Genomic DNA, 13,765 nt, shown 5'->3' with positions numbered 1-13,765 from the left:
CAGGTGGAAGCACCGCACAACCAGCCCGCGCCGCGCAAGAAGCTGCATATCCTGCAGCTTGTGCCGAACCTCGTGTCGATCCTTGGCCTGTGTTCGGGACTGACCGCGATCCGCTTTGCGGTGGAGGGGCGGTTCGCCACGGCGATTGCGCTGATCGGTCTGGCGGCGGCGCTCGATGCGCTCGACGGGCGGCTGGCGCGGATGCTGAAATCGGAAAGCGCCATCGGGGCCGAGTTGGACAGCTTGGGCGATTTCGTCAATTTCGGGGTCACGCCTGCGCTTGTATTGTACTTCTGGGGGCTGGACGGGGAAGCCTCGCTCGGCTGGATCGCGGCCTTGATCTATGCCGTGTGCTGCATGTTGCGGCTGGCGCGGTTCAATGTCGGCAACAAGGCGGCGGTTCAGGGCCAGGAGGCTGCGGAACGCACCACGTTCATCGGTGTTCCAAGCCCTGCGGGGGCGATGCTGGTGTTGGCGCCGATGTATCTTTCGTTCACCTTTTACGGCGGGCTGCACATTCCGGGCGTGGCAATCGCGATCTGGATGGTGGCGATGGGGGCGTTGATGATCAGCCGCATCCGGACGCCGTCGCTCAAACGTGTGACGGTCTATGCGGAATATGCGAAGTATATTCTGGTCGGCGGGGCTGCGGTCGTGGCGGCGTTGCTGACCTATCCATGGGTGACCCTGCTGGGGCTGGCGGTGGCCTATCTGGTCGCGATCGGGTTCCTGTGGCAGCGCGAGAGGGCGCAACGGAAGGCTGGCTGAGATGGATATCCAAGCGGTTCGCAAATCCTATGCCCTGTGGGCACCGGTCTATGACCTGACCTTTGGCCGGATCACCGGAGCGGGGCGCAGTCGTGCGGTTTCGGTGCTGAACGGGCTGGGGGGCCGCGTGCTGGAGGTCGGCGTGGGCACGGGGCTTTCCCTGCCGCAATACGGGGCGGGCGTCGAGGTGACGGGGATCGATGCCTCGGCCGAGATGCTGGAGAAGGCGCGTGCGAAGGTGGCCGAGCAGGGGCTGGCCCATGTGCGCGACCTGCGCGAGATGGATGCGCGGAAGATGGAGTTCGCGGACGGGTCGTTCGACGCTGTGGCGGCGATGCATATCATGTCCGTGGTGCCCGAGCCCGAGCGGGTGATGGCCGAGATGGTGCGGGTGTTGCGACCGGGGGGCACGCTGCTGGTGGTGAACCACTTCGCGCGCGATCCGGCGGAACGAGGGGCGCTTGCATGGCTTGAACAGGTGGCGGCCCCTTTGGCAGACCTGATCGGCTGGCATTCGGATTTCGAGCGGTCGGTCGTGCTGGGCACGCACGGGCTGACGCTTGTCGAAGAGGCGCATTTGCCGCCCTTTGGCATGATGACCTTGCTGCGGTTGCGGAAAGACTGAGGCGGGGACGGAATTTGACGCAAATTCCGCGGCGATTTCTGACGCAGAAATCGGGCGCTGCGGGTGGGGCAGCGGAGTTTGCGTCAAACTCCGGCGCGAACTCTGTGTCAGAGTTCGCTTCTTGCGCGCTTGCAGGTTCGGCCTTCAGCCCGTAGCTTCCGCGCATTGAATTCAGGGAGGAAACCGCGATGAAAACCGTCCGCTGGGGCGTTCTTGGCAATGCCAAATTTGCCCGCGACCATATGGCGCCTGCGATCCACATGGCCGAGAACGCCGAGTTGGTGGCGCTGGGCACGTCGAAACCCGGATCGGTTGCGGGGTGGGACTTTTGCCCTTCGTTGCAGCAGGTGAGCTACGCCGACCTCTTGGCCGATCCGACGATCGACGCCGTTTACATTCCGCTGCCGAACCATCTGCATGTGGAATGGACGCTGAAGGCGGTGGCCGCCGGAAAGCATGTGTTGACCGAGAAGCCGATCTCGATGACGGCGCCCGAGATCGACCAGTTGATAGCGGCGCGCGATGCGTCGGGGCTGTTGGTGGCCGAGGCCTATATGATCGTGCACCATCCGCAGTGGATCAGGGCGCGCGAACTGGTGCAGGGCGGGGCCATCGGCAAGCTGAAACACGTGGATGCGTTCTTCAGTTACAACAACGAGGACGAGCCGGGGAACATCCGCAACCGCCCGGAAACCGGCGGCGGCGGTATCCGCGACATCGGGGTTTACACATATGGTTCGGCGCGGTTCGTGACAGGGGCCGAGGCTACGGACCTGTCGTGCCGGATGATCCGCGAGAACGGCGTCGATGTCTGGGCCGAGGTGGATGCGATCCTTGAGGGTCCGCTGGGGCGGGCGACCTATACCGCGATGACCTCGATGCGGCTGCAGAACCGGCAGGAGGTGACGTTCCACGGCGACAAGGGTTTGCTCAAGGTGGCGAACGGGCCGTTCAACGCCAACCTGTTCGCGGAAGCGCGGATCGAGCTGCACAACGGGCAGACGGTGACTTCCGAGCGTTGGCCGAGCGCGAACCATTACAAACTGCAGGTCGAGAATTTCGGTCGGACCGTGCGGACGGGGGCAGCCTATCCTTGCCCGCTCGAGTTCACGGTGGGCACGCAGAAGATGATCGACGCGGCCTTTGCTGTGGCGCGCGAGATTTCGCTTTAAGGCAAAGAGGGGGCCAGCCCCCGTCGGGCCAAGGCCCGACTCCCCCGGGATATTTGGGCCAGCGTGAATGGGAAGGGGCGCGGGGGGAAACCCCTGCGCCCTTTGCCGTTTCAGTCTTCCATGGCTTCGAGTTCGTCGATGAAGCCTGCGATCATCGACAGGCCCTTGTCCCAGAATTTCGGATCGGAGGCATCGAGGCCGAAGGGGGCGAGGAGTTCCTTGTGGTGTTTTGATCCGCCCGCTTTCAGCATGTCGAAATATTTGGTCTGGAAGTCGGGCAGGCCATCTGCATAGGCGGCGTAGAGTGCGTTCACGAGGCCGTCGCCAAAGGCATAGGCGTAGACGTAGAAGGGCGAGTGGACGAAGTGGGGGATATAGGCCCAAAAGGTTTCGTAGCCGTCCATGAAGTCGAAGGCATCGCCCAAGGATTGGGCCTGAACGGACATCCAGAGAGCGTTGATGTCGTCGGGGGTGAGTTCGCCGCCAGCCCGCGCAGCGTGGAGTTTGCATTCGAAGTCGTAGAAGGCGATCTGGCGGACGACCGTGTTGATCATGCTTTCGACCTTGCCGGCGAGCAGGGTCTTGCGTTCGGCCTTGGTCTGGGCGCCGTCGAGCAGTTTGCGGAAGGTCAGCATCTCGCCGAAGACCGAGGCGGTTTCGGCCAGCGTGAGGGGGGTGGAGGACAGGAGTTCGCCCTGGCCTGCGGCCAGCACCTGATGGACGCCGTGCCCGAGTTCATGGGCCAGCGTCATGACGTCGTTCGGTTTGCCCAGGTAGTTGAGCATGACGTAGGGGTGCACGGTGGTGACGGTGGGATGGGCAAAGGCGCCCGGCGCCTTGCCGGGTTTCACGCCTGCGTCGATCCAGCCGCGTTCGAAGAAGGGTTTGGCGAGGTCGGCCATTTCGGGGGCGAAGGCGGCGTAGGCGTCGGTTACCATGCCCCGCGCCGTGTCCCAGTCGATGGTTTTCGGGGTTTCGATGGGAAGGGGGGCGTTGCGGTCCCAGATTTGCAGTTTTTCCAGCCCCATCCATTTGGCTTTCAGCCGGTAGTAGCGGTGCGAGAGTTTGGGGTAGGCGGCGACGACGGCATTGCGCAGCGCCTCGACCACTTCGGGTTCGACGTGGTTGGACAGGTGCCGCCCTGTCTGCGGGGTGGGCATCTTGCGCCAGCGGTCCTCGATTTCCTTTTCCTTGGCCAGCGTGTTGTGGACGCGGGCGAAGAGCTTGATGTGTTTGTCGAAGACGGCGGCAAGGGCGCGGGCGGCGGCCTCGCGCTTGCTGCGGTCGGTGTCGGTCAGCAGGTTAAGGGTCGCTTCGAGGTTCAATTCCTCGTCGATCCCCGCGACTTTGAACATCAGGCCGGCCATGGTTTCGTCGAACAGGCGGTTCCATGCGGCAGAGCCGACCGAGGACTGGTCGTGCAGGAATTTTTCCAGCTCGTCGGACAGTTGGTAGGGGCGCATGGCGCGCATGCGGTCGAAGACGGGTTTGTAGCGGGCGAGGTCGGCGTTTTGGGCGATCAGGCCGGAGAGGTGGGCTTCGTCCAGGCGGTTAAATTCGAGAGTGAAGAAGACCAACGGCGTGGTGAAATCGGTGATGGATTCCTGCGCGTCGGCCATGAACTTGGCGCGGTCGCTGTCCATTGTGTTCTGGTAGTAGCGCAGGCCTGCAAAGGACATGATGCGACCGGCGATCACGTCGATCTGTTCGTATTCGCGCACACAGGCGAGAAGGGCTGCGGCGTCGAGGATGGCCAGCTTACCCTCATAGGTGGCGGCGAAACTGGCGCAGGCCTTTTCCAGCCACTCCATATCGCGCTTCAATTCGGGGCTGTCGGTCGCGGGGTAAAGATCGGTCAGGTCCCAGTCGGGCAGTTTGCCGAAGGCGCCACCCGAGGCAGCGTTGGCGTCGAAGACGGGGCGAGGCAGGGGAAGCGTCATGGCGGACCTTTCGGGAATGGCTTTGCGTCACATCTAGGGGGCGCAGGGGGCGGGGTGCAAGGGCGGGTGCCTGCTTGTTGCTTTCATGCTCGCTCAAATATCCCACGGGGGTGCGGGGGTGTGAAACCCCCGCTTGCGACGGGTCAGCCGGAGGCGGCCTTCAAAAGGGCGCGCAGGGTTTCGATGGTGTCGATCTCGTCCACGCCCTTGTCGCGGCGCCAGCGGGCCATGCGGGGGAAGCGCAGCGCGATGCCGGATTTGTGGCGGGGGCTGGCCTGTATCCCCTCGAAGGCAATTTCGAACACCAGTTCGGGGGTGACGCGGCGGACGGGGCCGAAGCGTTCGAGGGTGTGTTTGCCGACCCAGCGGGTGATTTCGGCAAATTCGGCGTCGGTCAGGCCGGAATAGGCCTTGGTGAAGGGGACGAGGTCGTTGCCATCCCTGACCGCGAAGGTGAAATCGGTGAACAGGTTGGCGCGGCGGCCGTGGCCGGATTGGGCATAGATCATCACCGCGTCGATCGACCACGGGTCGAGCTTCCATTTCCACCATTCGCCGCGTTTGCGGCCCGTGTGATAGGGCGAGGTGCCGCGTTTGAGCATCAGCCCCTCGGCCATTTCGGCGCGCGATGTGGTGCGGGTGGCGGTGATCCCGTCCCATGTGGCGAAGGGGAGGGTGGGGGAGAGGGCGATGGGCAGGGTGGTGGGCAGGGTGCCGAGCAGGGCCGACAGGCGGGCGCGGCGGGTGTCGTAGGGCAGGGCGCGCAGGTCTTGGCCGTTTTCTTCGAGAAGGTCATAGGCGAGGAGGCGGGCGGGGGCCTCGGCCAGCAGTTTCTTCGGGACCGTCTTGCGGTTGATGCGGGGTTGCAGTTGCGCGAACGGCAGGGGGCGGTTTTGTCCCCATGCGAGGATTTCGCCGTCGATCACCGTGCCTTGGGGCAGGAAGTCTGCCAAGGGGGCGAATTCGGGGAAGCGGTCGGTCACCAATTCTTCGCCCCGCGACCAGAGGGCGAAGACGCCGGAGCGGTGTATGAGCTGGCCGCGGATTCCGTCCCATTTCCATTCGGCGCGCCAGTCGGTCGAGTCGCCGAGGGTTTCGGGGAGGCCTTCGAGTTGGGCGGCAAGGGCGAAGGGGTAGGGGCGCGAGTTCGGGCCGGTTTCGTCTGCGCCGCCGGTCAGGGCCGCGTAGCTGGTGGTCAGGGGCGACCAGTCGCCCATCAGGCGGTGGGCGAGGGTGGAGTCGTCCTGCCCCGTGGCGGTGGCCAGCGCGCGGGTCATAAGGCCCTGGCTGACGCCCATGCGGAAGCCGCCGGTGATGAGTTTGTTGAAAAGGAAGCGTTCGTCGGTGTCGAGTTCGGACCAGTAGGCGAGGATCGCCGCCTTTCTGATTTCCGGGGCGCGACCGTTCAGGGACATCAGTGTTCCGATGGTGTCGGTCAGGCTGTGGGCCGAGGTCGTGGCGGGGGGCGGCAGGATGAGGGCGATGGTTTCGGCGAGGTCGCCGACCATGGCGTAGCTGTCCTCGAACAGCCAGAGCGGCAGGTTTGCGGCTTCGGAGGCCCATGTGCGAAGTTCGGTCGCGTTGACGCTGCGCTTGGGGCGGCGGCCTGACAGGAGCGCGATGGTCCAGAGCCGGTCGGGTTCGGGTGCGGTCTGGAAGTAACGGGTCAGGGCGGCGAGTTTCGCCGTCGTCTTGGTGGTGCCGTCGAGGTCGGCGAAGAGGGCGGCGAAGGCTTTCATGGGTGGTGCCTTTTGCCAGCGCCGGAGAGGGCTGTCTGCCCTCCCCGGACCCCTCCCGAGGATATTTCGGGGCAGAAAATGCGAGGGGCGGGTGTGCGCGGGGAGGGGCGTTTTGCGGGGCGGGGTGTGGGGGTGGGGCGGGCTTTCTGCCCTTTCGGGGCGGCATCCGGGGAGGGCCTAGCCAGCGTTGATGCGGGGCGGGTCATGCGGTGGCCCCGGTTCCGGTTTCGGATTCGGTTCCGCTTTCGGTTATGACTTCGGCGGTCGCCTCCTCCTCCTCCTCTTCGCTGTCGCCGCCATAGGCGGTTTCGACGATGCCAGCGTCATAGCCTTGGGTTTCGAGCCAGCGGCGGAAAGGGGTTGTGTAGCCGTGGGTGACAAAGACCCGTTCGCAGCCCGTGGCGCGGATGGCGGCGTTCAGCCCGTCCCAGTCGGCGTGGTCGGAGACGGTGAAGCCGGTGCCGAGGGCGCGGCGGCGGCGGATGCCGCGCACGGCCATCCAGCCCGAGGCGAAGGCTTCCTCGGCCTGCGCGAAGCGGCGGGCCCATGTGGAGCCGAGCGCGGAGGGTGGGGCTATCACAAGCGCGGTGGGGTGGGATCTGGCAGAGATGTCGGGTGTGACGCGGGTGGTTTCGGGCAGGGGGTAGCCCTGGGCGCGCAGGATGCGGGTGATTTCTTCGACCGCGCCATGGGTGAGGATGGGGCCGGAAGGCGCGATGCCCGCCATCAGGCGCTGGGCCTTGCCGAAGCTGTAGGCGCCGATGATCGATGGGCGGCCGATGGCGGCGTTTTGTGCCCACCATGCCGAGATTTCGGCCATGGTTTCGGTCTGTGGTCGCCAGCGGAAGACGGGCAGGCCGAAGGTGCATTCGGAGATGAATGCGTGGCAGGGGACGGGTTCGAAGGCTTCGGCCAAGCCATCGGGTTCGGTCTTGTAATCGCCCGAGACGACCCAGACCTCGCCCCCCTGTTCGACGCGGATCTGGGCGGAACCGGGGACATGGCCTGCGGGGTGGAAAGAGACGGTGACTGCGCCGATGCGCAGGGCCTCGCCGTAGGCGATGCTGCTGGCGCTGATGTCGCCCAGGCGGTGGCGGATGACGGGGAGGGCTTGGTGGGTGCACAGGTAGTGGCCGTGGCCCCGGCGCGCGTGGTCGGAATGGCCGTGGGTGATGAGGGCGCGGGGGACGGGGCGCCAGGGGTCGATATGGAAATCGCCTGGCGGACAGTAGATGCCGCGGTCGGTGAAGGTGAGAACGGGTTGGCGGGCCATGGGCAGATATATAGCGCGTGTCGCGGCGGGGGCCAAACGGAGCGGGCGGATTTTGCGGCAGGGGGGTGGCGGGGGGCTGTTTGCCCCCCGCGGCTTTGCGGCCTTCCCACCGGGGATATTGGGGCGCGTGTGGAATTGGGGGGCCGGGGGGGTGTTGGGGGTGTTGGGGGGTATTAGGGGGGCAACGGGGCGACCGGGTGGCGGGGCGACAGGGGACAGAGCAGGGGTGGCGGGGGACTTACGCGATTTTGATTAAAAAATAGGCGTTTGCCTTGCTTGCACCTAGGCTTCGCTTGGCTAGGCCTTCCCCCTGCGGGAGGGGGCTGATTAGATCGGCACAACGGGGCGTGCGGAACGCTACGGGCGGGACGGTGCGGGGGCGAGACGGGTGACGGACTATTTCAACGAGATGTATCAGGGCGGCGGCGTGCGCGTGCCCTATGCGCGGCTGGAAGACTGGATGCAGGCGATGCCTGCCGAGTTGCGGAGCCTCAAGCAGGCCGAGGCCGAGCAGTTGTTTCGCCGGATCGGGATCACTTTTGCCGTCTACGGCGAGGGCGGCGATCCGGACCGGCTGATTCCGTTCGACATGTTTCCGCGGGTCTTTACCGCTGCCGAATGGGGCAAGCTGGAAAAGGGGATCAAGCAGCGGGCGCGGGCGTTGAACGCCTTTTTGGTCGATATTTACGGGCGGGGCGAGATCGTGCGGGCAGGAAGGATGCCGTCGAAGCTGGTCTACCAGAACGAGGCCTATGAAAAGGCCGTGGCGGGGATCAAGCCGCCGAAGGGGGTTTACAGCCATATCGTGGGCGTCGATCTGGTGCGGACGGGGCCTGACGAGTTCTTCGTGCTGGAAGACAATTGCCGCACGCCGAGCGGGGTTTCCTATATGCTGGAAAACCGCGAGATCATGATGCGGATGTTTCCCGACCTGTTCCGCGAGAACCGGATCGAGCCGGTGGACCGTTACCCCGAATTGCTGCGCCGCACCTTGGCGAGTGTCGCGCCCGAGAAATGCACGGGCGAACCTGTGGTGGTCCTGCTGACGCCGGGGCATTTCAATTCTGCCTATTACGAACATTCGTTCCTTGCCGATCTGATGGGGATCGAGCTGGTCGAGGGGCAGGATCTGTTCGTGCAGGGCGAGTTTCTATACATGCGGACCACCGAGGGGCCGCGCCGCGTGGATGTGGTTTACCGGCGGATCGACGATGCCTTCATCGACCCGTTGTGTTTCAGGCCCGACAGCATGCTGGGCGTTCCGGGGCTGATGGATGTCTACCGCTCGGGGGGGGTGGCGATCTGTTCCGCGCCGGGGGCGGGGGTGGCAGATGACAAGGCGGTTTACACCTTTGTGCCCGAGATGATCCGGTTCTATCTGGGTGAGGAGCCTTTGCTCAACAATGTGCCGACATGGCAATGCGGCAAGGAGGACGATCTGAAATACGTGCTGTCGAACCTTGGCGAATTGGTGGTCAAGGAGGTGCACGGGTCGGGGGGCTACGGGATGCTGGTGGGGCCGAAATCGACCAAGGAGCAGGTCGAGAATTTCCGGCACCGGATCATGGCAGACCCCGGCAATTACATCGCCCAGCCGACGCTGGCGCTTTCGACCACGCCCACCTTCGTGGCCGAGGGGGTGGCGCCGCGCCATGTGGATTTGCGGCCCTATTGTCTGGTGGGCGAGCGGATCGAGCTGGTGCCCGGGGGCCTCACAAGGGTGGCGTTGAAGGAGGGGTCCTTGGTGGTGAACTCGTCCCAAGGCGGGGGCGTCAAGGATACCTGGGTGCTGGCGGAGTGATGTGAGATGATTGCTCAAGAATCAAGTTCAAAAAGCGAGAGCGAACTCGCCGAAGAAGCCTATACGAGAGCGACCAAACTGCTTCGTGAAATTCATAAAGACGATGTGGATTATGCCAAGAAGTTGTCAGATGCTTTAGGCCAAAACATCCTTCATGAGGATCTTGGCGCTTTTTCAGATCCACTTAAGCGCGTTGAGCCTTACAGGTTAGATGGTGATACCAAGGACAGGTTGATCGCCCATACGAGGCAAGACGTAGCGAGCACATACGGGCTTGCAACCCAAATCATGACATTTCAAGAAAAGCTAAAAGGGTCGATTTCAAGCCTTAGAAACTTGGTTTGGCTTTGTGTCTGTATGCAATTAGTTACGCTGTATTTTATAGTTTGGGGTAACTAGCCGATGCTTAGCCGGACCGCAGACAACCTTTACTGGATTGCCCGTTCGATGGAGCGGGCCGAGACTGCCGCGCGGCTGCTGGAGGTGGGGGCGCGGATCGCGCTGTTGCCGAGTGCGGCGGGGTATCGCAACGAATGGGACAGTCTGTTGCAGGCGAGCGGCAACTACGATGCCTTTGCCCGGAAATATGGCGATCCGGTGCAGCGCAACATCGAGAGTTTCCTGTTCTTTGACCGCGACAACCCTTCGTCGGTCGCCTCATGCGTCACGCAGGCGCGCGAGAACGGGCGGATCGTGCGGACCGCGCTGACCTCGCAGGTGTGGGACGCGCTGAATTCGGCCTATCAGGAGTTACGGCAGCTGGAGCGGCAGCCGCGCAGCGGGCTGGAGCTGAGCCGCTTGACCGAATGGACGATGCGCCATTCCGCCATGGTGCGCGGGGCGATCGATGCCACGCTGCTGCGCAATGACGGGTGGGATTTCCTGAACCTTGGCTATCATCTGGAACGGGCGGACAACACCGCGCGTTTGATGGATGTGAAATATTACGTGCTGTTGCCGCGGGTCGATTTCGTGGGCACGGGGCTGGACAACTATCAGTGGACCACGCTGTTGCGCGCCATGTCGGCGCATCGGGCGTTTCACTGGGCTTACGGGGGAGAGGTGACGGCGGCGAAGATAGCGCATTTCCTGATTCTGAACCCGCAATGCCCGCGGTCGCTGGTCACCTGCGTCGACGGGTTGGCGGGGCATCTGGACCGGTTGGCAAAGCACTATGGCGCGACGACCGACGCGCAGGCGCAGGCGCGGGCGATGCGCGACGGCTTGGCCGAAACCAAGGTCGAGGATATCTTCGACGAGGGGTTGCACGATTTCCTGTCGCGCTTCATCCGCGAGACGGCGGCGCTGGGCGCGGTCGTGCATGACACCTATCTGAGCGGGGATATGCGCTGATGCTGCTGTCGGTCGACCATGTCACCCGCTACCGCTATGACCGGCCCGTGCGGGGGGTGGTGCAAAGCCACCGGCTGGTGCCTTCGACCTTTGACGGGCAAAGGGTGCGCGACTGGGGAGTTACGGTGACGGACGGACTGGCGGGGGGGGCGTTCCGCGACGGGGCGGGTGACCGCGTGCAGGCTTGGACCGTGCCCGGACCGGTGAGCGAGATCGAGGTGCGCGTGACCGGCACGGTCGAGACGGTCGATCTGGCGGGGGTGTTGCGCGGGCACCGCGAGCTGGTGCCGGCGGAAGTGTATCTGTGTGACACGCTGGCCACGCAGGCTGATGCGGCGCTGGCGGCGTTGGCGGCGCGGGCGCTGGGCGAGGACGGGCCTTTGGCGATGGCGCACCGGCTTTCGGCGCTGGTCTCGGATGCGATTGCCTATGTGCCCGGTACCACCACGGCCAAGACCACCGCCGCCGAGGCTTTGGCGCAGGGGCAGGGCGTGTGTCAGGATCAGGCGCAGGCGTTGATCGCCTGTGCGCGGCATGTGGGAACGCCTGCGCGCTATGTGTCGGGCTATCTGTTCGCCAGCGACGGCGATGCCCCCGAGGCGGCGCATGCCTGGGCGGAATTGTTCGTGGCGGGGCTTGGCTGGGTCGGGTTCGATGCGGCGAACCGTTGCTGTCCGGACGACAAGTATATCAGGCTCGGGTCGGGGTTCGATGCGGTGGATGCCGCCCCGATCCGCGGGATTGCGCGGGGCAACGGGCAGGAAATCCTGGATGTGGAGGTTGCGGTCCGTCAGGTGCAGCAATAGGGTCTTTACGGAAGTTTAGAACGAGGCCGGAATGACCTATTGCGTGGGGCTGCTACTGAACGATGGCATGGTTTTGTTGTCGGATACCCGCACCAATGCGGGGCTCGACAATATTTCGACCTATCGCAAGATGTTCACCTTCGAAGACCCCGGCGAGCGGGTGATCGCGATCATGACGGCGGGCAGCCTGTCGGTGACGCAAACCACCATCGCACGGCTGCGCGAGGCGGTGGAAGACCCCGAGAGCACCGAGGAGACGTCGATCCTGAAGGCGCCGACGCTGCTGAAGGTGGCCGATATGGTGGGCAATATGCTGGCCCGCGTGCGCGGCGAGATCGACGAGAAATTGGCGGTGATGGAGCAGGGGGCCTCGGCGTCGATGATCGTGGCGGGGCAACGGCGGGGCGGCGCGATGCGGCTTTTCCTGATCTATCCCGAGGGGAATTTCATCGAGGCGACCGAGGACACGCCGTTCTTGCAGATCGGCGAGCACAAATACGGCAAGCCTATTCTGGACCGTGTGGTGAAGCCCTCGACCAGTCTGGCAGACGCGCAGAAGGCGGTGCTGTTGTCGATGGATTCGACGCTGCGGTCGAACCTTTCGGTGGGGATGCCGCTCGATCTGGCGGTGATCGAGAAGGACGCGCTGCGGGTGACGCAGAAGCGGCGGATCGAGGCGGGGGACGAGCAGTTCCGCGCGATGTCGGAGGCCTGGTCCAAGGCGCTGCGCGACGGGTTCGTCCAGATCAACATCTGACGGCGGGGGGAAGCGAAATCTGACGCAGATTTCGCGGCGGAATTTGACGCAAATTCCGGGGCGCGCGCTGCCGGGGCGCGCGCTGCCGGAATCGGTCGATGGATGCGAACCTGCGGTCAAACCTGTCGGTGGGGGGCAGTTCGGCGCAATGTCGGAAACGTGGTCCAAGGCGTTGTCTGACGGCGGGAGAGGCGAAATCTGACGCAGATTTCGGGGCGCAGCGGTGGGGTCGCGGAATTTTCGTGAAATTCCGTTCCGTTTTCTGCGTCAGAAAACGGGTCAGGGGTGGGCGGCGAAAAGCGCGGCTGCGCTGTCGAAGAAGCGGGCGCGGTGGCTTGGGGTTTCCATCATCACCTCGTGTTCGGCACCTGCGTAGAGGTCCAGGCGGCCATTTTTCCAGCCTGCCATGCGGAGGTGCACGGGCAGGGTTGCCACGACCCTTTCGGCGGTGCCAAGCGCTGTGACGCAAGGCACGTCGGGGGCGGGCAGGTTCGAGAGCGCGCCACATTCCTGAAGTGCGGCATGGACCCACCCAAGGCTTGGACCGCCAAGCGCGAGGTCGGGGTGGGTGGCGACCTGATGGCGCATATAGTCCCACATGTCATGGTCCGAGGTCAGCATGTTGCCATGGGCGGGTGCGGACAGCAGGTAGGCCTGCGCGCTGGTGCCCGGCGCATAGCGGTAGGTCTGGCGGAAGGGGCCGAGCATCGCGCCCACGGCCCCGGTAAAGGGTTTGATCCACGGGGCAAGGTTGACGCCGAGCATCGGGCCGGACAGCACCACCGCCTTGACGGGAAAGCGGTTCATCAGGGCGCGCAATCCGATGCAGCCGCCCATGGAATGGGCGATCATGTAAAAGGGTTCGGGCAGGCCCTGCGCGCGGGCGGCGGCAAGCATCGCCGCTAGGTCGCGCTGGTATTCGTCGAAATGGTCGACATGGCCCAGCATCCGGTCGGCGTTTGGGCGTGCGGCAAGGCCCTGGCCGCGGAAGTCTAGTACCGCGGTGGCATAGCCGCGGCGGCGCAGGTCTTCGGCGGCGCGGCCGTATTTCTCGATATATTCGGTGCGACCGGGCAGGATGAGGACGGTGCCCTTGCTGCCTTCGGGCCAGATGCCGAGGCGCAGTCGCACACCGTCGGCCGCGGTCAGCCAGAGCGCGTAGCCACCCGCCGGACCCTGCGCCACATCCGCGTGGAACGGGGCGGCGGGATAGCTTGCGGGGGCTTGCGCGGCGGCGGTCATCCCAGAACCGAGCCGAGCTTCATGGCAAGGCCCATGCTGCCGTCGACCGACAGTTTGCCGGTCATGAAGGCGGTGGTGGGGTTCAGGTCGCCGTCGAGGATGGCGCGGAAGGTTTCGGTGCTGGCGGTCAGGGTCACATCGGCGGGTTCGTCTCCGGCGCGGACGGTGGCGCCTTCGATCATCACGGCGCCTTCACCTTCGATCACGAATTTGGCCACGCCGTCGAGCGGGCTGGTCAGTTTCGCGCCGAGGGCTTGGACGGCGGCATCTATCACTTGGCTCATGTTTG

General features: G+C 64.6%; 13 protein-coding genes. 8 read left to right on the top strand and 5 right to left on the bottom strand.

What is annotated here, in order from left to right:
- Nucleotides 1–3: 3 nt before the first annotated feature.
- The 3 genes from pssA to HYN69_RS12525 all read left to right on the top strand — a co-directional run bounded on the left by pssA (nt 4) and on the right by HYN69_RS12525 (nt 2,565).
- Entirely contained in the window at nt 4–768 is a 765-nt protein-coding gene (gene pssA / locus HYN69_RS12535) for a CDP-diacylglycerol--serine O-phosphatidyltransferase (protein WP_108436038.1), read from the top strand.
- Between the two features lies 1 nt (nt 769).
- A complete protein-coding gene (locus HYN69_RS12530; RefSeq protein WP_108436037.1) occupies nt 770–1,393 on the top strand; it encodes a class I SAM-dependent methyltransferase in 624 nt (207 codons plus the stop codon).
- 188 nt (nt 1,394–1,581) lie between these two features.
- On the top strand, nt 1,582–2,565 hold the full coding sequence (locus HYN69_RS12525) for a Gfo/Idh/MocA family protein (protein WP_108436036.1): 984 nt from the start codon (nt 1,582–1,584) through the stop codon (nt 2,563–2,565).
- Nucleotides 2,566–2,675: 110 nt separating this feature from the next.
- Here the strand turns inward: HYN69_RS12525 and HYN69_RS12520 are convergent, their stop codons facing one another.
- The 3 genes from HYN69_RS12520 to HYN69_RS12510 all read right to left on the bottom strand — a co-directional run bounded on the left by HYN69_RS12520 (nt 2,676) and on the right by HYN69_RS12510 (nt 7,517).
- Nucleotides 2,676–4,505 (bottom strand): M3 family oligoendopeptidase, encoded by a 1,830-nt coding sequence (locus HYN69_RS12520; protein WP_108436035.1) that lies wholly within the window; start codon nt 4,503–4,505, stop codon nt 2,676–2,678.
- A 143-nt stretch (nt 4,506–4,648) separates the two neighbouring features.
- Nucleotides 4,649–6,244 (bottom strand): ATP-dependent DNA ligase, encoded by a 1,596-nt coding sequence (locus HYN69_RS12515; protein ID WP_108436034.1) that lies wholly within the window; start codon nt 6,242–6,244, stop codon nt 4,649–4,651.
- A 202-nt stretch (nt 6,245–6,446) separates the two neighbouring features.
- Nucleotides 6,447–7,517, bottom strand: a complete 1,071-nt coding sequence (locus tag HYN69_RS12510) for a ligase-associated DNA damage response exonuclease (protein ID WP_108436033.1) — start codon at nt 7,515–7,517, stop codon at nt 6,447–6,449.
- A 409-nt stretch (nt 7,518–7,926) separates the two neighbouring features.
- Here HYN69_RS12510 and HYN69_RS12505 point away from each other — a divergent pair, with 409 nt between their 5' ends.
- Genes HYN69_RS12505 through HYN69_RS12490 form a run of 5 tightly spaced genes read left to right on the top strand, consistent with a single transcriptional unit; the run spans nt 7,927 to nt 12,234 of the window.
- The gene (locus HYN69_RS12505) at nt 7,927–9,318 is read left to right on the top strand and encodes a circularly permuted type 2 ATP-grasp protein (RefSeq protein ID WP_174213659.1); all 1,392 of its coding nucleotides are present in this window, start codon (nt 7,927–7,929) and stop codon (nt 9,316–9,318) included.
- A 6-nt stretch (nt 9,319–9,324) separates the two neighbouring features.
- A complete protein-coding gene (locus tag HYN69_RS20615; RefSeq protein ID WP_159082458.1) occupies nt 9,325–9,717 on the top strand; it encodes a hypothetical protein in 393 nt (130 codons plus the stop codon).
- A gap of 3 nt (nt 9,718–9,720) precedes the next feature.
- Complete coding sequence (locus HYN69_RS12500; protein WP_108436031.1) at nt 9,721–10,671, top strand: alpha-E domain-containing protein; 951 nt, start codon at nt 9,721–9,723, stop codon at nt 10,669–10,671.
- A complete protein-coding gene (locus HYN69_RS12495; protein ID WP_108436030.1) occupies nt 10,671–11,477 on the top strand; it encodes a transglutaminase family protein in 807 nt (268 codons plus the stop codon). The genes HYN69_RS12500 and HYN69_RS12495 overlap by 1 nt, the downstream gene beginning before the upstream one ends.
- 31 nt (nt 11,478–11,508) lie before the next feature.
- Nucleotides 11,509–12,234: a proteasome-type protease gene (locus HYN69_RS12490; RefSeq protein ID WP_108436029.1), complete on the top strand. Its 726-nt coding sequence runs from the start codon at nt 11,509–11,511 to the stop codon at nt 12,232–12,234.
- Nucleotides 12,235–12,513: 279 nt separating this feature from the next.
- Here the strand turns inward: HYN69_RS12490 and HYN69_RS12485 are convergent, their stop codons facing one another.
- The gene (locus tag HYN69_RS12485) at nt 12,514–13,476 is read right to left on the bottom strand and encodes an alpha/beta fold hydrolase (RefSeq protein WP_108436028.1); all 963 of its coding nucleotides are present in this window, start codon (nt 13,474–13,476) and stop codon (nt 12,514–12,516) included.
- A complete protein-coding gene (locus tag HYN69_RS12480) occupies nt 13,473–13,760 on the bottom strand; it encodes an SCP2 sterol-binding domain-containing protein (RefSeq protein WP_108436027.1) in 288 nt (95 codons plus the stop codon). Before HYN69_RS12480 ends, HYN69_RS12485 begins: the two co-directional genes overlap by 4 nt.
- Nucleotides 13,761–13,765 lie beyond the last annotated feature (5 nt).

Source organism: Gemmobacter aquarius (assembly GCF_003060865.1).
GTDB classification, from domain to species: domain Bacteria; phylum Pseudomonadota; class Alphaproteobacteria; order Rhodobacterales; family Rhodobacteraceae; genus Paragemmobacter; species Paragemmobacter aquarius.
Note: the sequence above shows the minus strand (reverse complement) of the source record. Positions and strands in the feature narration are given on the sequence as shown.